Raw genomic sequence first — 17,723 nt, 5'->3', positions numbered from 1 at the left:
GCATGGGTCGGCTGGCCGGCAAGGTCGCGGTGGTCTTCGGCGGCGCGAGGGGCATCGGTCTCGCCACCGTGAAGGAGTTCGTCGCCGAGGGGGCGACCGTGTTCTCCAGTGACATCCGCGAGCCCGCCGAGGCCGTCGAAGGCGCCGGTCACTCCCTTGTGGACGCCACCGACGAGGGACAGGTCGACGAGTTCGTGCGCGGGGTGCTGGCCGAAACCGGCCGGATCGACGTGCTGTTCAACAACGTCGGCATCCACCTCGGGAAGCCCCTGTCCGACACCACGCTGGCGGAATTCGACAACATCTTCGCGCTGAACGTGCGGGCCGCCTTCCTCGGCATCCGGGCGGTGCTGCCGCACATGATCGCGGGCAAGGCGGGCAGCATCATCACGACGTCGTCCAACGGCGGCGTGATGGGCCGCCCCGGCGACCCGGTGTACAACGCGACCAAGCACGCGCTGGTCGGCCTGACGAAGTCGATCGCCGTCGCGCACGCGCACCAGGGGATCCGCGCGAACACGGTCAACCCGGGCGCGATCGACACCGACATGCTGCGCGGCACGCTCGCGTCTCCGGAAGATTTCGAGGCGAAACAACACCAATTGACCGCGAGCACGCCCGCCGGGCGGGTCGGAGAGGCGTGGGAGGTCGCGAAGGCGGTCGTCTTCCTGGCGAGCGACGAATCGAGGTTCATCAACGGGGTCGCGCTCCCGATCGACGGCGCCAAGGCCGCCGGTGCCATGCCGGGCAACCGGTACAGTCTCGACTTCGAACTCGGCGTCAGGTAACGCAGTGTCCACCGTGGATGCCGAGGAGACACTTGCCCGCGACAGGCCACTGCTCGAACGAAGCGGGACAGCGGAACGGGTCGCCGAGATCCTCCGCCAGCGCATCACCGAAGGCGTCTTCCCGCCGGGGTCGAGGCTTTCCGAACCGTCGATCAGCGCCGCGCTGGGCGTTTCGCGCAACACCCTGCGGGAGTCGTTCCAGCTGCTGGCGCACGAACGGCTGGCGGTGCACGAACTCAACCGCGGCGTGTTCGTGCGGGAACTGACCGCGCAGGACATCTCGGATCTCTACGTCATGCGGCGGGTCACCGAATGCGGCTCGCTGCGGCGCGCGTCCGAACTGTCCACTGTGGATCTATCCGCCGTCGCCCTCGCGGTGCGCGAAGGCCGTGCCGCGGCCGGCGAAGGCGACTGGCAGGCCGTCGGGACCGCGAGCATCGCGTTCCATCAGGCGCTCGGTGATCTGGCCGGCAGCGAGCGGGTCAGTACGACGATGCGGCAAGTGCTGGCGGAGACGCGGCTCTTCTTCGTGCTGGCTGAGAACACGCGCGCGTTCTTCGAGCCGTTCCTGGAGCGGCACGAGCGGATCCTGCGGGATCTGGAGCGGGGGCGGTTCGGGCCCGCGGAGACGGCGCTGGAGAAGTACCTGCGGGATGCGGAGAAGCAGCTTCTGGCCGCTTATGACCGGCGGGGTTGAGCCTCGGGGGGTGCAATGAAAGTCCCCTTCATTGCAAAATTTGCAATGAAGGGGACTTTCATAGCACGCGCGTCAGCAGTTCAGAGCGGCACCGGCCCAGTCGGCGTGATCGGAATCGACCCCGTCGCCGCCGTCGGTGACGACCAGATCGAGCACCTGAACCCCGCTCAAGGGTACGGAAAGCGTCTGCGCCGCCTGACCGCGCTTGAGCACGCCGGTGTTCGCCAGCCGCTTGCCGTCACCGAGGACCTCGAACGCCACACTGCCCCCGGCCTTCTCGTCGTCGACGCCGACGGACGAAGCGAACGACGCGCAGCCGCCGCCGAGGTAGAGCCGGACCTTGGACGGCGCGTGGACGCCCAGTCCGTCGTCGTAGGTCACCCCGCCGATGCTCATCTTGTGGCCGTCACCGGCACTCGATTCGCCGTTGCTGGTCCCGCGCTCCACCGGTCCGTAGCCGTTGTCCGCCGTCATGAACGCCGCCTTCGAGAGCGCGTTCGTCCCGGCGGCAGGGGGTTTCACGAGGGGAGCGCTGCCGGTCGTGGACAACGATCGCGCCCCCGATGACGTCCGATAGTCGATCCGCCCGGAGACCTCGACGTGGTCACCGGCGGGAGACGACGGGTGCACGGTCCAGGTGCGCTCCCACGACTTTCCCGGTGCGACAGCGGGAATCCGAACTTCGGTGCCGCCGTCCGGCTTCCAGCCCGCGCCGACGGTGAGCTTCACCCTGCCCTCGGTCAGCGGCGTCCTGCCGTCGTTGAACACCTGCAGTGTCGTGGTGAACGGCTTGTCGGTGGCGGCGTATTCGGGCGACCGCAAGGAAAGTGTCGTATGCGGAGCGGCCTTCGGACGGCTCGACGGCCAGACCCGGAAGACCGCGGAACCGTGGCCGGGCAGCCCCGCCCGCAGGATTCCGGCGGACTCGGTCTCACCGCCGGTCCAAAGGTCCCGGACCCGGTAGCCGGACGAGGCCGGGGCGCCGATCTCCTTGGCGGTGGCGGACAGGGTCGACGGCGCGCCGCCGCGATTGAACAGGACGACGACGTTCGAGCCGTCGGACATCGGTTTGGCCCAGACCTCGGTGTCGCCGTCGTCGCGGACCTTGCGTCCCTGCTTGCCGCCCCAATCCTGGTTGACCGCGAGTAGGTCCTTGTTCAGCAGGATCTTCTTGGTCGCGCCGGACATCGAACGCAGGTCGTTGCCCGCCAGCAGCGGGGCGTTGAGCAGCGACCAGAGTGCGAAGTGGGAGCGATATTCCGTGTCGGTCATCCCGCCGTTGCCGACTTCGAGCATGTCCGGGTCGTTCCAGCCGCCGGGCCCGGCATAGCCTTCCAGGCCGACCTGCTGGTCGAGGAGGTTCGTCATGCTCGACCAGGTGTCACTGATGTCGCCGGTGGTGCGCCACAGCTGTGCCCCCGCGCCCTTGCCCCATTCCCAGGGCTTGTTCTCGCCCCATTCGCAGAGGGCGTAGACGATCGGGCGGCCGGTCTTCTTCAGTGCCTCGCCCATTTTCGTGTAACGCTCCAGCGCGGGACGGCCCTGGTTGTGGCAGTTGTCGTATTTGAGGTAGTCGACTCCCCAGTCCGCGAACGTCCGCGCGTCGACCTCTTCGTGATCGAGTGAACCCGGCATGGTCCGCGCACAGGTTTCCGTGCCGGCGCTGGTGTAGATGCCGAGCTTCAGGCCCTTGCCGTGCACGTAGTCGGCCAGCGCCTTGATGCCGCTGGGAAACCGGGTCCGATGCGGTTCGTACTTCCCGTCGGGGGTGCGGTTCTTCTCGGCCCAGCAGTCGTCGAGGTTGACGTACTGGTAGCCGGCGGCCTTCATCCCCGACGTCACCATCGCGTCGGCGGTTTCCCGGATCAGCTGTTCGGTGATGTCGCAGCCGAACTTGTTCCAGCTGTTCCAGCCCATCGGCGGTGTCGTGACCGGTGGCGGGCTTTCGACGGCCGCCACCGGAACGGCGCAGAGGGCGGTGAGCGTGCAGGCGGCGACGAGCGCGCCAGCGAGACGACGCATAAGTTCCTCCCAGAATGCTCAACTTTGAACAAACTCACTCATCAAACAACAGGATCGGCCAGCGCTGGTCAAGAGCCGTTGGGATGGTGTCGGAAATTCACCGGAGGTTGCGGCGACAGACCGGACAGGTCCGCGGCGCGAACTGTGCACGATGGAGTGTTCGCGTCGCGGCCGGATCCGGGCGAGGATGGGGGCACGGACTCGAGGAGGAAGATCATGGTGTCGTCGGCATCCGCGCACAATCCGCTGTGGCATCCCTTCGCGGACATGGGAGCGGTCGACGGCGACCGGCTGGTCATCGCCCGCGGTGAGGGTTCCTATGTCTGGGACGACGAGGGGAAGCGCTACTTCGACGCGACAGCGTCGCTCTGGTACGCGAACTTCGGCCACGGACGCGAGGAGATCGCGGTGGCCGTCGCGGACCAGCTGCGGACGCTCGATTCGTACAACCTGTTCGGCTACAACGCCAACGAGCCCGCGCTGAGGCTCGCCGAGCGCGTCTCCGCACTGGCGCCGGAACCGGGCTCGAAGGTGTTCTTCGGTTCGGGCGGCGGCGATGTCATCGACACCGCGGTCAAGATCGCCCGGGCGCATTTCGCGCATACCGGCCGCCCGGAGAAGGTGCACGTCATCGGGCGGGTGCAGGGATATCACGGCACGCACGGCTTCGGCACGGCCGTCGGCGGCATCGCGGCCAACGCCACGAACTTCGGGCCGTTGCCGGGCGACATCTCGCACGTGCCCTACAACAGCGCGGAAGCACTCGAAGCGGAGATCCAGCGCGTCGGGCCGGAGCGGGTCGCGGCGTTCTTCTGCGAACCGGTGATCGGCGCGGGCGGTGTCCTTCTGCCGCCGGACGGGTACATCGAGGCGGTCGCCGGGATCTGCCGCAAGCACGGCGTGCTGTTCGTCGCCGACTGTGTGATCGCCGCGTTCGGGCGGCTGGGGACCTGGTTCGGGATCGACCGGTGGGACGTGAAGCCCGACATGATCACCACCGCGAAGGGCATCACCGGCGGGACGATCCCGCTGGGCGCGCTGATCGTCGCGCCGCGGGTGGCCGAGCCGTTCTTCACCGGGAAACCGGGCGCGCCGGTGCTGCGGCACGGTGCGACCTACGCGGGACATCCGGTCGCCTGCGCCGCGGGAAACGCGACGCTGGACATCTACGAGCGCGACGGGCTCATCCCGCGCGGGCGGGAGCTGGAGAAGCCGCTGGCGGACGCGCTTTCCGGGCTGGCTTCGCATCCGCTGGTCGCGGAGGTCCGGGCCGGGCTGGGGTTCCTCGGCGCGGTGGAGCTCAAAGCCGACTTCCTCGCGTCCGACGCCGGCGCGCCGAACCGGTTGCAGAGGACTGCGCGAGAGGAGGGCGTCCTCGTGCGGAACCTGGCCAAGGGGATCGCGGTCTCGCCGCCGCTGATCGCCGGGGAAGCCGAACTGGACCTGCTCACCACGGCTCTGCCACGTGCGCTGGACCGGCTCGTCTAGGCACGCGACTTCACCGGGAGGGCCGTATGGCCGAGTTGAGCGAGCAGGTCCGTGACCGGGTCGCGGCGCCGAACTTCTGGCATCTGGCCACGGTGAACCGGGACGGTTCGCCCCAGGTGTCGCCCATGTGGATCGACGTCGAAGGCGACCACATCGTGTTCAACACCGCCGTCGGCCGGGTGAAGGAAGAGAACCTGCGCCGCGATCCGCGCGTGTCGTTGTCGTGCGTGGACGCGGAGAATCCCTACGACCGGGTCGTGATCCACGGCCGGGCCGTCGAGTTCGTCGAGGGTGACGAGGCGGACCGCTGCATGGACCGGCTGGCGAAGAAGTACGTCGGAACCGATCACTACGAATGGCGGATTCCGGGGGAACGGCGGGTCAAGATCCTGGTCGAGCCGGACCGGGTCCGGCACGTCGTCGGGGTCGAGCCCTTCCGGCGGGGGATCCTGCCGGAGGCCTGAGGTGGGGCCGCGCAAGTCCGTGAAGGACTCCTTGAGGGACCCAGGGTCCCTCGAAGGTCCCCTCACGAGCCCTGGAGGCTCACCCGCCACGACGATGCCGCGTGAAGGCCCCTTCACTGCGTCTAGCGCAATGAAGGGGACTTTCATAGCGAAATTCGCCATGAAAGTCCCCTTCATGTCACGCCTCGCGACGTGCACGAGGGCTCGCGCTCGGTCATGAAGGGCCCGCCTCAGCAGAGGCGGAGTTCGTCGCCCCCGTTGTCCGCGGTGGTGATCCAGGCGAACGGTCCGGGTGTCACCTGGAGGTCATCCGCCATACCGGCACATGGACCACCCGTCCCGACATTTCCGGGAGCTCATACCCACTGACCACGGTGAACCGCCATTTGTCGACCCCGCCGCCGATGATCTCGGCGTAGCGGCGGGCGCCGTCCGCGTTGGCGAAGCGCACCTGCTGGCCGTTGGTGAGATGGGTGATCTTGACCGCCATCCGTGTCTCCTCTGCTCCGGTGCCGGCCCGCGGAGCTTCCCCCTCCGGGGCCGGCGCGGACAGTAGAACACACGTTCGATAGACGTGGCCAACCGAACCCCCCGCGCGGGTCATCGTCGCATGGTCACCCTCGGCCACACGTCCAGTCCACGGGCGATTTCGTGCTCCCGGATCGCTCGCAGGCCATCGGTGAGGTCTTCCTCGCCGAGCGTCGCGAAGCCGAGCCGGGCGTAGTACGGCGCGTTCCACGGCACCTCGGCGTACGTCGTCAGCGTGAGTCCCGCGAGCCCCTCGCGCGAGGCCCACTCCGCGGCGTGCTCGATCAGCCGCCGTCCGAGACCCTGTCGCGCGTGGTCCGGATGGACGGACACCTGCTCGATGTGGCCGTAGCCGTCGACGACCTCGGCGAGCAGGTACGCCATCGGGCCGTCGCCGGTGTCGCAGACCCAGGCGCGGCCCGCGCGCTGATAGGCCGCGAGGTCCTCGAGCGACGGCGGATCGTCGTCGGCGATCGCGGCCATGTCGAGGGCGCGGAACGGCTCGCCCGCGGCGCGCTCGATGTCCTGGAGCCTGGGCAGGTCTTCGGGTACGGCTGGTCGGATCACGGGTCGAGTTCTACCCCGGCGCCGGGGCGGGCGCGCGCGAATTACCGCCGCGTCAGAGGGAAAACGACGAAACGGCCCGGTGGATCCTGCTCGCGTACGACTGGAGCGCGACGATGGCGGCCCGTTTCGCGTCGTCGCTGATCCGGGTCGCGGGGGCGGCGAGGCTCAGCACCGCGGGCCGGTGCCCGGTGCTCGGGATCGGCACCGAACACGACCAGACGCCGTCGTCCAGTTCGCCCCAGCTGACCGAATACCGGTTGATGCCCGCGCGTTTGACCTCTTCCCGCACGGTCGGCCCGCGACGCTGGACGATCGACGAAAGCCGCCGTTCCCGTTCGCCTTCCGGCAGCATGGCGAGCAGCATCTTGCCCGACGCGCCGGCGCCGAGCGGGACGGAATGGCCCGGCTGGAAGGTGAAGCGCATCGCGCGTTCGCATTCGACGCGGTCCGCGCAGACCGCGGAATCGCCGAAATGCTGGAACAGCAGGACCGTCTCACCGAGGTCGCGAGCGGCCTCCTCCATCGCCGGGCGCGCCAGCCGGGCGAGGTCGTTGGCGAGTTGCGCGGCCCGCGCGAGCGGCATCACCTGGCTCGTCACGTGATAGCGCCCGGTCTTGCCCTCCTCCAGCAGCTGGAGTTCCTTCAGCAGTGCGACATAGCGATACGTCGTGGCGACCGGGGTGCCGATCCTCGCGGCGAGTTCGGCGACGCTCGCGTCCCAGCGGCGTTCGGAAAAGGAGAGCAGCAGCTGCAGGACTTTGCGTGAGCTGCTGGCGCCGGGGGTGCGTTTCGGGGGAGCGGTGGTGTCCAGGGATCGTGCGGCAGGCGTCATCTCGACCTCTCGCCGGGGCAATCACAAAGAGTCAAGAAAGTAGCACATTGTGTGAATTGTGGACCAGGGACTTTGGTCCACGAACAAACGGACTTCTTGCTAGGTTCGGACCATGGAAAAGCCATTGGCGGGCAAGATCGCGTTGGTCGCGGGGGCGACCCGCGGAGCCGGGCGGGGAATAGCGGTCCAGCTGGGGGCCGCGGGCGCGACCGTTTACGTGACCGGTCGCAGCACCGGTTCCCGGAGATCCGAAATGAACCGCCCGGAGACGATCGAGGAGACCGCGGCACTCGTCGACGAGGCGGGCGGGCGCGGCATCGCGATCGGCGTAGACCATTTGGAGGCCGACGAGGTCCGCGAGCTGGTGGAACGGATCGACGCCGAGCAGGGAGCGCTGGACGTCCTGGTCAACGACATCTACGGCGCACCCATCGAATGGGGCAAAACGGTCTGGGAGTCCACTTTGGACACCGGATTGCGGACGCTGCGCCTCGCCATCGACACCCATGCCATCACCAGCCATTTCGCGCTCCCGCTCATGATCAGGAAACCGGGGTCGCTGGTCATCGAGGTCAACGACGGGACCACCGCGTACAACTCGGGGAACTACCGCGTTTCGTTCTTCTACGACCTCGCCAAGACCGCGGTGAACCGGATGGCGTTCGCCCTCGCCCACGAATTGGAACCGCATGGCGGTACCGCGGTGGCGGTCACGCCGGGCTGGCTTCGTTCGGAAGCGATGCTCGACGCTTATCAGGTCACCGAAGAGAATTGGCGGGACGCGACGAAGGTGCAGCCGCATTTCGCCATTTCTGAAAGCCCGGCGTTCGTCGGCAGGGCGGTCGCGGCGCTGGCCGGTGACGCGGAAGTCGCCCGCTGGAACGGGAAATCGGTGTCCAGCGGCGAATTGGCGAAGGATTACGGATTCACCGACCTCGACGGCAGCCGCCCCGACTGCTGGCGTTATCTCGTCGAGGTCCAGGATCCGGGCAAACCGGCGGACGTCACCGGCTACCGCTGAGCCTCCCGCCGCAGGAACGGCGTGAGCAGGCCGGGCGCGGCCTGCTCCGCCATCGCCAGCCCGGCCGATTCGCCGACGTCGACCACCTGATAGCCGCCCCGGCCCGCCGCGATCGGGGCGGTCACGGTGATCAACCCGCCGCGGCGCTGGAAGAACGAGCGGCTGATGACGATCCCGGTGAGTCCCTCGCGCCGGATCGCCACCGTCGCCCGCGCCAGTGAACCGGAGCGGCTGACCAGATACCGCCCGACGATCGCGTGGCCGAGGTTGCGGTAGCCGTCCCAGCCGACGAGCACGGCGAACGGCAGCAGCCCGAGCGCGACCTGCCACATCCAGTCCGGCAGGAAATCGATCCACGCCAGGCCGAACATTGCCGCCGCCAGGATCAGCACGCCGACGACGGCCCGGGTGAGCCGCCTGGTGAGCGCGCGCCGCGGATGCCGGTTCAGCGGCACGGTGGCCGGGTCGAAGTTCTCCCGCAGTACCTCGGCCGCGACCTCGTGGACCCGGCCGACGGGCGCGGGCGGCAGCAGCAGACCGCCGCCCTTGTCCCCGCCTTTGCCCTCGCGCAGCCCGCCCGCGATCGCGGTGAGCCGCGCCCCGCCCGCGATCCGCAGCGGCAGCGGCTCTTTCACCTCGACGCCGCGAAGCCGGTCCTCTTCGATGGACACCGAACGTGTGGTGATCAGCCCGCGCCGGACGTGCAGGGTGCCTTCCGTCTCCCGGGTGAGCTTGAAGTTCCAGAACGACAGCACGTAGCCGCCGACGGAAAGCAGCGAGACGAGCACCAGCAGGGCGACCGCCGCGACGACGACGATCAGCCACACGGCGGTGTTCGCCAGATCGTCCATCAGGTCCCGCAGCGGCCCGACGTTCTCCGGGTCGATGTTCAGCTGGTGCGCGAAATGCCAGACCGCGGCGAACACCGCGCCCACCACGGCGAGCCCGGACAGCGTGAACGGCGCGTACCGTACCCACTTCCGGTCGACCTCCGCCACGATCTGCTCCGGCGGCGGCGCGGACTCGGCTTCGGCGGCGACTTCCTTGCGGTGCAAGAGAACCGTGCGCAGCCGATGTGCTTCGGTCGCGCTGACGGCGTCGAGGACGAGCTGGTCGCTGCCCGCGCCCTGGACGGCCGAATGCCGTCCGGTGCCGATGCGCACGGCGCTGAGGGAGAACAGGCGGTGCTTCGGCTCCGAGGTGACGTCGACCGTGCGGACGCGGTCGAGCGGGATCGCGCGATGTTTGCGCAACAACAGTCCGGTGGTCCATTCCACCTGTCCGTCGGCGATGCGATAGCGCGACGTGAGCACGTGCGAGATGCCGACGAGCACGGTCAGCGCGGTGACGCCCAGCCCGATCCACTCCCAGCCGTTGCCCTGGCCGAGGAGCACCGTCCCGATCAGCACCGGCAGCGATTTGACGACGTCGAGCACCGGCCGGATCAGCAGCATGCGGCGGTCGAGGCGGTGCCACTGATCGATGGCGGCGCCGGGTGGTGCCTCGGTGCTCATGTCGCGTCACCGGGGGTGGCCTGCGTGGTCTTCGTGAGTTCCGCGGCGAGTGCCAGCGCGTCGGCGTGGTCGAGACCGGCGATCTTGACCGGACCCGCGGCCGACGCCGTCGTCACGGTGATCTTCGCCAGTTTGAACAACTGCTCGACCGGGTCGCGTTCGATGTCGACGGTCTGGATCCGCGAGATCGGCGCGATCCGCCAGTCCTGTTTGAGCCAGCCTTCCTGGGTGTACACGGCCTCGCCGGTGACCTCCCAGCGGTGGATCCGGTAGCGCCACTGCGGCATGACCAGGAGATGCAGGGGGCCGAGCACGCACGAGATCGTCAGCGTGACCGTGAGCCACGTCGGCGGGTCGTCGCTCGTGAGCACGAACACCGCCTGCACGCCGATGAGCACCGCCCAGCCGGCCGCGGCCCACACCGTCCAGTACCCGATGGCACGACGGCTGACCCGGTTGGCGGGTGGGCGCAGGGTGAGCCGCTCGGGCGGTGCTGTCTCTTCTGTCACCTCTTCAGCGTGCACCACCCCGGCACGGACCGCCCACGACACCTGTCACGGACCGATAGGATCTCGGCCACCATCGGCGGAATGGATGCCCCCTATCGGGGCGTTGCCACCCGTAGACGGTTGTACGCACGAAACCTGGAGGATCTGGTGGCGCTGGACCCGGAAGACCTGTACGAGGTGGACTCGGACGTCCCTGACCTCGGCGGGGCCGTGCTCCTGCACTACTTCGACGGGTTCATGGACGCGGGGTCGGCCGGCAAACTCGTCGCCGAGCACCTCCTGAACTCGCCCGAACGCCGCGTGATCGCGCGGTTCGACGTCGACCGCCTCATCGACTACCGCTCGCGCCGCCCGACGATGACCTACTCCATCGACCACTGGGAGGCCTACGACGCCCCCGAACTGGTCGTCCACCTGCTGCACGACGCCGACGGCGTGCCGTTCCTGCTGCTCACGGGCCCGGAACCGGACCACGACTGGGAGCGGTTCTGCGCGGCCGTGCGGGCGCTGGTCGAACGCTGGGACGTCCGGCTCACCACCGGTTTCCACGGCATCCCGATGGGCGCGCCGCACACCCGCCCGCTGGGCGTGACAGCGCACGCGACGCGGGACGAGCTGGTCGGCGAACACCGGCCGCTGCCCAACCGGATGCAGGTGCCGGGCAGCGTCGCCGGGCTGCTGGAGTTCCGCTTCGGCGAGTGGGGGCACGACGCGTCCGGATTCGCCGCGCACGTGCCGCACTACCTGGCGGACTCGACGTACCCGAGCGCCGCGCTGCACCTGCTGGAGGCCGTCGCCGAGTCGACCGGGCTGAACCTGCCGGACGGCGATCTGCGGGAGGCCTCGCAGGAGGCGGAGGCCGAGATCGCGCGCCAGGTCGCCGGGTCGGAGAAGGTCGCCGACGTCGTGCGCGCGCTGGAGCAGCAGTACGACACCTTCATGGAGGCGTCCAGCAAGGAAAGCCTGCTCGCGGAGTCGGTGGAGCACATGCCGACCGCGGAGGAGCTGGGTAGCCAGTTCGAGCGGTTCCTCGCCGAGCAGAACGGTGGCGACACCCCGGAGCGCTGAGCGGTTCGGTTGTCCCGAATCGCCGTGAAGGCCTCCTTCCCTACCCTCAAAGTAGGCAAGGAGGCCTTCACGGACTTCTGGCGCTCCGAGACCGGAGCGACCCCCTCGGCTACCATGCCTCACCTTCGCCCTGCTCGTGAGTGGTAAAGACGGTTCTAACCGTCCCTACCACTCACGAGGCGGATCAGGGCAGGTCGAGTGAAGCGAGCACGCCCCAAGTGCTCTCCAGCCCGCCCGAGCTGCCGACCCCGGAGGTCAGCACGCCCGGCGTCCCGGGGACGGCGGCGAACCCGAGGATCGAACTGCCGTCGGCCGTCTTGGCCACCTCCGGCGGAAGCGCGTCCTTCCGCCATTCGGTCCCGTTCCACACGGACATCAGGACGTGGGCGTCACCGGGCACCCAGCCCGCGGTCCACAGCTTCCCGGAGCCGTCGAGCGCGGCCGCGTTGATCTCGTCGAACGGGCCGGACGGCAGGGAGCTCCACTTCTGCCCGTCCCAGCGGGTGACGAACGCGGGGATGCCGGTCGCGTTCCATTCGTTCACCCTGCCGACGACGTAGGCCGAGCCGCGGCCGTCGGGGACGACGTGGTTGACCAGCCACCCGGTGCGGTAGTCCGACGGCACGGGAACCTCGATCTGCCGCCAGCCCGCGCCGTTCCAGTGCAGCAGGAACGGGGTCTCCTTCCCGTCGGCCGCCACCGACGACGCGGAGACCCACAGGTCGTCGTCACCGGTGCCGCCGACCCGGGACGGCCGGAGCGGGCGGGCGCCGGTCTGCGGGATCTCGACCTGCTCCCACGCCTTCCCGGTCCAGTGTTCGAGATGGTCCACGGACTTGTTCGTCTTGAAGTCGTAGTCGTAGGAGACCAGCCACACCGATTTCGGCGAGAAAGCGGCGATGTCGCTGGTGAAGCCCTCCATGCCCGCCGGCGGCTTCGGGCGTTCGATGTCGGTCCAGGTCTTGCCGTCCCATCGCTGGACCAGCGTCGACGAGCCGGTCGCCGCCACGCGGGCGGGACGCGGCCGTCGTGGATCCGCGACCTGCCGCGTGCCGACCTCGACCGTGCGGTCACCGGCGGCCCAGACGTTGTCCGGTGCCGAGGCGGAGACCTGGGTGAACCGGGCGCTGGTGCCGGTGATCGGGGCCGGGGTGGTGTCGGCCCACTTCGTGCCGTCCCAGCGGACCGCGACCGGGACTTCGGCGCTGCCGGTCCAGGTGCTCCCGACGGTCCAGGCGTCGTTCACGCCGGTGGCCGTGACGCCGTAGTAGATCCGGTTCACCGTGCTGTCCAGCGGTTGTTCCAGCCGCCAGCCCTCGCTCGCCGACGCCGTACTCGTGAGCAGGCCGGACAGGCCGAGGACCAGACCGGACACGGTCAGCGTGGATCGTCTTGCTACGCCTTGCATCTGGGACCCTTCCAGTTGTCGCAGGGAGTGCTGTGAACTCCTTACGAACCACCCGTGCGGAAGGTTGCCCGGTCAGTGGTCGATGGCGACCATTTCCCTCGAATGCCCTGGCCGTTCGATCTCGTCGACCAGCGCGACCGCGAGATCCGCGTACGAGAACGGCCCCGCGTCTTCCGCGCGCGGCAATACGCGGTGGTCCCCGCTGCGGTACTCGCCCGTCCGCTCGGCGTGTTCGTCGATGATCGCGGGCGGTGGCGCGACGACCACCCAGTCCAGCGCGCCGCCGGACGCACGGAGGACCTCCAGCTCCGCCGTGTGCCCGAGTGAGAATTCGCGGTGTTCCGGCGGCCAGCCCGGCTGGTCGTGGAACGCGACGCCCGGCGCGATCTCCAACGCCGACCCGACGCCGACGACGACCAGCCTCGTGACACCTGCCTGGCCGAGGCCGTCGATCAGCGCGTGCGCGGCGGCCGGGTAGTACTCCCGCGCGGGGAGATCCGCGCGGTAGATGGAACTGATCGCGGCGTCGTGCCCGGCGGCCGCCTTCGCGACGTCGTCGGACACCGTGACGTCGGCGGCGATCAAGGTGACGGCGTCACCGGCGAGATCCGCGTGACGGCGGGGATCCCGGACGGCGGCGGTCACCCGGTGCCCGCGATTCACGGCTTCGGCGACGGCTCGGCGTCCTCCACGTCCGCCTGCCCCGAAGATGACGATCTTGCTCATCGCGCTCCTTTTCCCGTGCCGGTACCTGATCACCGGCGGCGAACGCGATGGTAGGAGCGGACCCCTCGGTTACCGCAACGAAACCGGCCCCTCGATGTTCTGAGTCCGTTCACCCGAATGGTGCTGGTGTATCGTCCCGGAATGCGTCACCTGGTACCCCATTCAGCCCTGTACACGTTGGGCCGATCGGCCCGCGGCACTCTCGGCCGGGGCCTGCACCGGCTCGCCCGGCGATTCCATGATCCTTATACCGAGGAGCTGAACCGGGTCGCCGGGGAACTGCGCGCGGAGATCGTCCGGCAAGGAGATCGCTGTTTCGATCGCGTCATCGAGTTCGAAATCCGGAGCCGTCGTGACATCATCTACGCCGGTGATCAGGACGCGGCGCGGGACAGCAACCGGTTCGCCCGCGAGCACCTGACCGGGACCCGCCACTTCGCCCGTCCACAAGCGACGCTCGCGTACGCGCTTTCCCTTGCCCCGTCAGGGGGAATGGCCCTCGAATTCGGTGTCGCGAGCGGGAACACGCTGCGCGTGATCGCCAAGGCGCGCGGCGGTGCCGAAACCTACGGATTCGATTGGTTCCAGGGCCTGCCGGAGAACTGGCTCAACGGGATGCCCGCCGGTTCGTTCGCGCGCGAAGATCTGCCGGACGTCCCCGGCGCCGAACTCGTCGTCGGTCTTTTCGCCGACACGCTTCCCGGTTTTCTCGAGCGGCACGAAGGTGCCGTCGATTTCCTTCACGTGGACGGTGATCTGTACAGCTCGGCGAAAACCGTACTCGACCTGGCGGGCCCGCGTCTGCGGCCGGGCAGCATCGTGCACTTCGACGAGTTCTTCAATTACCCCGGCTGGCAGCGGCACGAACACCGGGCGTGGCTGGAATACGTCGAACGCACCGGCACCGAATTCGAATACGTGGCCTACACCTACGCCGACAACCAGGTCACCGTCCGGATCACCGGCTAGAGCATTTCGCGGACTTCGATCGTCCCGATCGCGGCCCAGGGATGACTTTTCGCCGCCTCGACGGCCTGTTCCCGGCTTTCGCAGTCGAGGACGGTGATGCCGCCGATCTGTTCCTTCGTCTCGGCGAACGGGCCGTCCGTGAGCAGCGCCTTGCCGTCGCGGACGCGGACGGTCGTCGCCGACTCCGGCGCGTGCAGGCCCATCCCGTCGACGCGCATCCCGCGCCGCGTCAGCTCTTCGCGCCAGGCGCGGCAGGGCTCGGTGATGTCCGTGTCGGGCGTTTCGTCGCCGACGTCCCCGCAGAGCATGAGCAGGTATCGCACCGGTTCTCCTAGGTCGTGTCCTGTGAGTCTGTTCGATGGGCTTCGTGATCCAGGTGGTTCCTGGCGGTGCGGGCGGATCGGCCTCGTACCGGGTCGCACTCGGCCGCGTCTGCCCGTGCCGTCAGGGGCCGCCTGGGCGCGGAGACCGCGAACAAGACTTGCAGGACGCGGCCTAGTCCGTGAGCCCGTCCTCGTAGGCCCGAAGCGTGTCGATGAACAGGCGGCGCTGCGCCGGTGTCAGCGGGGCGAGCGCTTTCTGCCAGGCGCGGGCGCCCTGCGCGAGCCAGCCGTCGATCGCGGGCCGCATGCGCTCGGTGATGGCGACGATCCGCCGACGCCGGTCGGCCTCGTCCTCACGCCGGTCCAGAACGTCCTTCTTGCTCAGTTCGCCGACCATCAGGCTCACCGTGGTCGGGGCGACCTCGAGCCGTTCGGCCAGCTCGTTCACCGTCATCGGACCGTCGAAGAGCAGGTACGACAGCAGCGACAAGTGACGCGGAGCCAGCGACAGCGACTGGAGTTCGTCGGGGATCTTGATCCGCTTCGCGCGGCCGACCATCCGCGGCATGAGCAGCAGCAAGGCGCGCACGGCGTCGTCGGCTTCCATGTCCTCGGTTGACACCGGGCACCCTCCTGGATAGCTTTGCAAGCAAAGAGGCTTTGCTTGCAAAGCAAAATGGCTTTCAGGACGATGCTACCTGGGGAGTACCGTGGAATCGCTGTCGATGACCACCATGGACGCCGGGACGGGGCGTCCCCGCACGACCTCCGTCGCCTGTCGCAGTCACGGGAGCCGGTATCTGGCGTACGCGCCGGATGCCGATTCTCCTTGGTATCGCGACCTTCTCGTCAGTCCACAAGCGACACTCGGGATCGACGGGGTTCCGCATGCCGCGTATGCCGTGCCGCTCGAAGGCGGGGAGCGGGGTTTCGTGCTGCATCTGCTGGAGGTCGATGCCGCCCGCGGGCGGGCGATCGCCGATCAGTTGCTCGTCCACCACGACGAGCTCCGGAAGGCGCTGGCGGAAGCGCGGGCCGAACTCGACGGCGAGCCGGTGCGGGGACGGCCGGGAGTGCGGCGCGGGCTGCTCGGTCATTGTGTCACTTTCTGCAACGGCCTGCGGATGCACCATCTTCGCGAGGACGGGGCGTTCACGGCGATCGAAAAGGCGTATCCCGGACTCGCGCCGGCCCTGACCCGGCTGCGCCAAGAGCACGAAACCGTGTCCCGCGCGTTGCTCGATCTTGACGGGTTGCTGCAGGGTAAGGGGGAACTCGAAACCGCCGCACTGCGTGAGGAGTTCGAGCGGGTCGCGAATGGACTCGAGGAACACTTCGCCTACGAAGAGGCGAATCTGCTCCCGGCGCTCCGCGAAGCGGGAACGCCGTCCCCGTGAACGGCCCGTTCTGTCACAGCTTGGAAACGAGGCGATGCCGGTGTTGATCGAACCCGCGTCTTCCGGACCTGGGAACACGCGGCGGGGTTACTCCGAGCGGGTGAGAACTCCGGGCCACCCGGCGGGAGACACCGGTAACGAATGTCCGTTCCTGGGCGACTGATCGTTGTCCGCACCGATCGGCGCGACGCCCCCGACCGGAATTGTGAGAACCGATGAAGCTTCGAAGAGCCTCAGTTCTGTCTTTGGTGGCCGCGGTGGCCACGATCATGCTCGTGGCGCCCGCCTCCGCCCTCGCGGCACCGCCGACCAGCGCGGTGGAGGTTTCGCCGACCACTGTCCAACGTGGACAGACGTTCACCGTCTCGCAAACCGTCTACAACGCCGACGCGACCTCGACCATCGAGGGCGGCAAGGCGACGCTCTACGGCAAGGAATCCTCGCTTCCGGGGATCGTCGACCTGGTGTCCTGTCCCGGCGCGTTCGCCTGCGACATGCTCGGCGGCAGCATCCGCGGCGGGGTCGGCACCGTGACCCCCGGCCAGAGCAAGACCGTGCTGTTCACCTTCCGGGTCAAGGACGACGCCCCGCTGGGCAGCGTCACCCTGCAGCACCAGTTCGTCGGTGACAACTACAGCTTCGAGATCCTCGACGGCCCCGTGCTGACCGTCACCGGCGCGCAGAGCGCCGCGGACCTCGGTGTCACGCTGACCGCGTCCCCGCGCGGGATCCTGACGTCCTCGATCGAGTACACGGTCAAGGTCACCAACGCGGGTCCGGGCGCGGCGTCCGGTATCCGGGTGGCGTCGACACTGGGCAACGGGCTGCGCTTCACCGGCTCGTCGACCTGCTCGAACCCGAGCGGCTCGAAGGTCGTCAACTGCGACTTCTCGTCGCTCGCGACCGGCACCAGCGGCACGGCCAAGTTCACGGTGGCCGCCGGACTGCTGACCATCGGACCGGTCAAGACGACCGCGAAGATCACGCAGAGTTCCGTCGCCGACCCGAACGCGGCCAACAACACCGCGTCGTCGACCTGCACCGCGATCACCGGGCTCCTGCTCAGCTGCTAGGCAAGTACGTGAAGGCCCCCTTCCTTGCGTCTAGCGCAAGGAAGGGGGCCTTCACGTACCTCAGCGCAGGCGAGCGGCGTGGGCGTTCACGCGTGATCGGGTAGCGATCACGTGAGATCCGGCCCCAATCACGCGAGTCACGCCCTAGATCACGTTGGGTGCAGACACGGCGCCGCCTTTTGGGTTGCCCTCAAGAGAACCCGAACGCCACTCACGACCAACCCGACCGGACTCGGGCAGTCGGGCGTGGGGGTCGTTCGGGGCGACGGTGTTGCGAAAGCCTTGTTCCCAACCTTCAGCGTTGCGAAGGTGGCTTTCGCAACACCCGC

The 17,723-nt window shown here is 68.6% G+C and carries 19 protein-coding genes; 9 read left to right on the top strand and 10 right to left on the bottom strand.

From position 1 onward, the window contains the following. The first annotated feature begins 2 nt into the window (after nucleotides 1–2). A complete protein-coding gene (locus tag BKN51_RS27115) occupies nucleotides 3–788 on the top strand; it encodes an SDR family NAD(P)-dependent oxidoreductase (protein WP_168214397.1) in 786 nt (261 codons plus the stop codon). Nucleotides 789–792: 4 nt separating this feature from the next. After that, nucleotides 793–1,485: a GntR family transcriptional regulator gene (locus BKN51_RS27110; RefSeq protein ID WP_101610320.1), complete on the top strand. Its 693-nt coding sequence runs from the start codon at nucleotides 793–795 to the stop codon at nucleotides 1,483–1,485. Nucleotides 1,486–1,557: 72 nt separating this feature from the next. Here the strand turns inward: BKN51_RS27110 and BKN51_RS27105 are convergent, their stop codons facing one another. After that, a complete protein-coding gene (locus tag BKN51_RS27105; protein ID WP_101610319.1) occupies nucleotides 1,558–3,507 on the bottom strand; it encodes an NPCBM/NEW2 domain-containing protein in 1,950 nt (649 codons plus the stop codon). Nucleotides 3,508–3,723: 216 nt separating this feature from the next. Here BKN51_RS27105 and BKN51_RS27100 point away from each other — a divergent pair, with 216 nt between their 5' ends. Together BKN51_RS27100 and BKN51_RS27095 are read left to right on the top strand one after the other, a co-directional pair. After that, nucleotides 3,724–4,995, top strand: coding sequence for an aminotransferase family protein (locus tag BKN51_RS27100; protein WP_101613482.1), 1,272 nt, complete (start codon nucleotides 3,724–3,726; stop codon nucleotides 4,993–4,995). Nucleotides 4,996–5,021: 26 nt separating this feature from the next. Continuing rightward, nucleotides 5,022–5,459, top strand: coding sequence for a PPOX class F420-dependent oxidoreductase (locus BKN51_RS27095; RefSeq protein WP_101610318.1), 438 nt, complete (start codon nucleotides 5,022–5,024; stop codon nucleotides 5,457–5,459). Nucleotides 5,460–5,754: 295 nt separating this feature from the next. On the opposite strand, the gene BKN51_RS27090 is transcribed toward BKN51_RS27095, so the two are convergent. The 3 genes from BKN51_RS27090 to BKN51_RS27080 all read right to left on the bottom strand — a co-directional run bounded on the left by BKN51_RS27090 (nucleotide 5,755) and on the right by BKN51_RS27080 (nucleotide 7,386). Next, the gene (locus BKN51_RS27090; RefSeq protein WP_101610317.1) at nucleotides 5,755–5,949 is read right to left on the bottom strand and encodes a hypothetical protein; all 195 of its coding nucleotides are present in this window, start codon (nucleotides 5,947–5,949) and stop codon (nucleotides 5,755–5,757) included. A gap of 110 nt (nucleotides 5,950–6,059) precedes the next feature. Beyond that, nucleotides 6,060–6,554, bottom strand: coding sequence for a GNAT family N-acetyltransferase (locus tag BKN51_RS27085; RefSeq protein ID WP_101610316.1), 495 nt, complete (start codon nucleotides 6,552–6,554; stop codon nucleotides 6,060–6,062). A 52-nt stretch (nucleotides 6,555–6,606) separates the two neighbouring features. Then, nucleotides 6,607–7,386, bottom strand: coding sequence for an IclR family transcriptional regulator (locus BKN51_RS27080; RefSeq protein ID WP_101610315.1), 780 nt, complete (start codon nucleotides 7,384–7,386; stop codon nucleotides 6,607–6,609). 112 nt (nucleotides 7,387–7,498) lie between these two features. Between BKN51_RS27080 and BKN51_RS27075 the strand changes: the two genes are divergently transcribed. After that, on the top strand, nucleotides 7,499–8,407 hold the full coding sequence (locus BKN51_RS27075) for an SDR family oxidoreductase (RefSeq protein WP_101610314.1): 909 nt from the start codon (nucleotides 7,499–7,501) through the stop codon (nucleotides 8,405–8,407). On the opposite strand, the gene BKN51_RS27070 is transcribed toward BKN51_RS27075, so the two are convergent. Both BKN51_RS27070 and BKN51_RS27065 read right to left on the bottom strand, forming a co-directional pair. Next, complete coding sequence (locus BKN51_RS27070) at nucleotides 8,398–9,921, bottom strand: PH domain-containing protein (RefSeq protein ID WP_101610313.1); 1,524 nt, start codon at nucleotides 9,919–9,921, stop codon at nucleotides 8,398–8,400. The genes BKN51_RS27075 and BKN51_RS27070 overlap by 10 nt on opposite strands. Next, nucleotides 9,918–10,430, bottom strand: coding sequence for a PH domain-containing protein (locus BKN51_RS27065; protein ID WP_101613481.1), 513 nt, complete (start codon nucleotides 10,428–10,430; stop codon nucleotides 9,918–9,920). The genes BKN51_RS27070 and BKN51_RS27065 overlap by 4 nt, the downstream gene beginning before the upstream one ends. 147 nt (nucleotides 10,431–10,577) lie before the next feature. Here BKN51_RS27065 and BKN51_RS27060 point away from each other — a divergent pair, with 147 nt between their 5' ends. Next, nucleotides 10,578–11,498 carry a proteasome assembly chaperone family protein gene (locus BKN51_RS27060; protein ID WP_101610312.1) on the top strand — a complete coding sequence of 307 codons (921 nt, stop codon included), beginning with the start codon at nucleotides 10,578–10,580 and terminating at the stop codon, nucleotides 11,496–11,498. Between the two features lie 184 nt (nucleotides 11,499–11,682). Here BKN51_RS27060 and BKN51_RS27055 read toward each other — a convergent pair whose 3' ends face one another. Together BKN51_RS27055 and BKN51_RS27050 are read right to left on the bottom strand one after the other, a co-directional pair. Next, complete coding sequence (locus BKN51_RS27055; RefSeq protein WP_101610311.1) at nucleotides 11,683–12,906, bottom strand: hypothetical protein; 1,224 nt, start codon at nucleotides 12,904–12,906, stop codon at nucleotides 11,683–11,685. 72 nt (nucleotides 12,907–12,978) lie between these two features. Continuing rightward, on the bottom strand, nucleotides 12,979–13,632 hold the full coding sequence (locus BKN51_RS27050) for an NAD(P)-dependent oxidoreductase (RefSeq protein ID WP_101610310.1): 654 nt from the start codon (nucleotides 13,630–13,632) through the stop codon (nucleotides 12,979–12,981). A gap of 141 nt (nucleotides 13,633–13,773) precedes the next feature. On the opposite strand from BKN51_RS27050, the gene BKN51_RS27045 reads away from it, so the two are divergent. Further along, nucleotides 13,774–14,601: a class I SAM-dependent methyltransferase gene (locus tag BKN51_RS27045; protein ID WP_233222976.1), complete on the top strand. Its 828-nt coding sequence runs from the start codon at nucleotides 13,774–13,776 to the stop codon at nucleotides 14,599–14,601. Here BKN51_RS27045 and BKN51_RS27040 read toward each other — a convergent pair. Together BKN51_RS27040 and BKN51_RS27035 are read right to left on the bottom strand one after the other, a co-directional pair. Further along, entirely contained in the window at nucleotides 14,598–14,924 is a 327-nt protein-coding gene (locus tag BKN51_RS27040; RefSeq protein ID WP_101610309.1) for a YciI family protein, read from the bottom strand. The two genes, BKN51_RS27045 and BKN51_RS27040, sit on opposite strands and share 4 nt — an antisense overlap. A 172-nt stretch (nucleotides 14,925–15,096) precedes the next feature. Continuing rightward, nucleotides 15,097–15,531 carry a MarR family winged helix-turn-helix transcriptional regulator gene (locus tag BKN51_RS27035; RefSeq protein WP_101610308.1) on the bottom strand — a complete coding sequence of 145 codons (435 nt, stop codon included), beginning with the start codon at nucleotides 15,529–15,531 and terminating at the stop codon, nucleotides 15,097–15,099. A 118-nt stretch (nucleotides 15,532–15,649) separates the two neighbouring features. On the opposite strand from BKN51_RS27035, the gene BKN51_RS27030 reads away from it, so the two are divergent. Further along, complete coding sequence (locus BKN51_RS27030) at nucleotides 15,650–16,321, top strand: nitroreductase/quinone reductase family protein (RefSeq protein WP_101613479.1); 672 nt, start codon at nucleotides 15,650–15,652, stop codon at nucleotides 16,319–16,321. A 257-nt stretch (nucleotides 16,322–16,578) separates the two neighbouring features. Beyond that, the gene (locus BKN51_RS27025; RefSeq protein WP_101613478.1) at nucleotides 16,579–17,394 is read left to right on the top strand and encodes a DUF11 domain-containing protein; all 816 of its coding nucleotides are present in this window, start codon (nucleotides 16,579–16,581) and stop codon (nucleotides 17,392–17,394) included. Nucleotides 17,395–17,723: the final 329 nt, after the last annotated feature.

The sequence above is a fragment of the Amycolatopsis sp. BJA-103 genome (assembly GCF_002849735.1).
In the GTDB taxonomy this organism is placed as follows: domain Bacteria; phylum Actinomycetota; class Actinomycetes; order Mycobacteriales; family Pseudonocardiaceae; genus Amycolatopsis.
The sequence above is the reverse complement of the archived record's forward strand: the minus strand, read 5'-3'. Positions and strand labels throughout refer to the sequence as shown.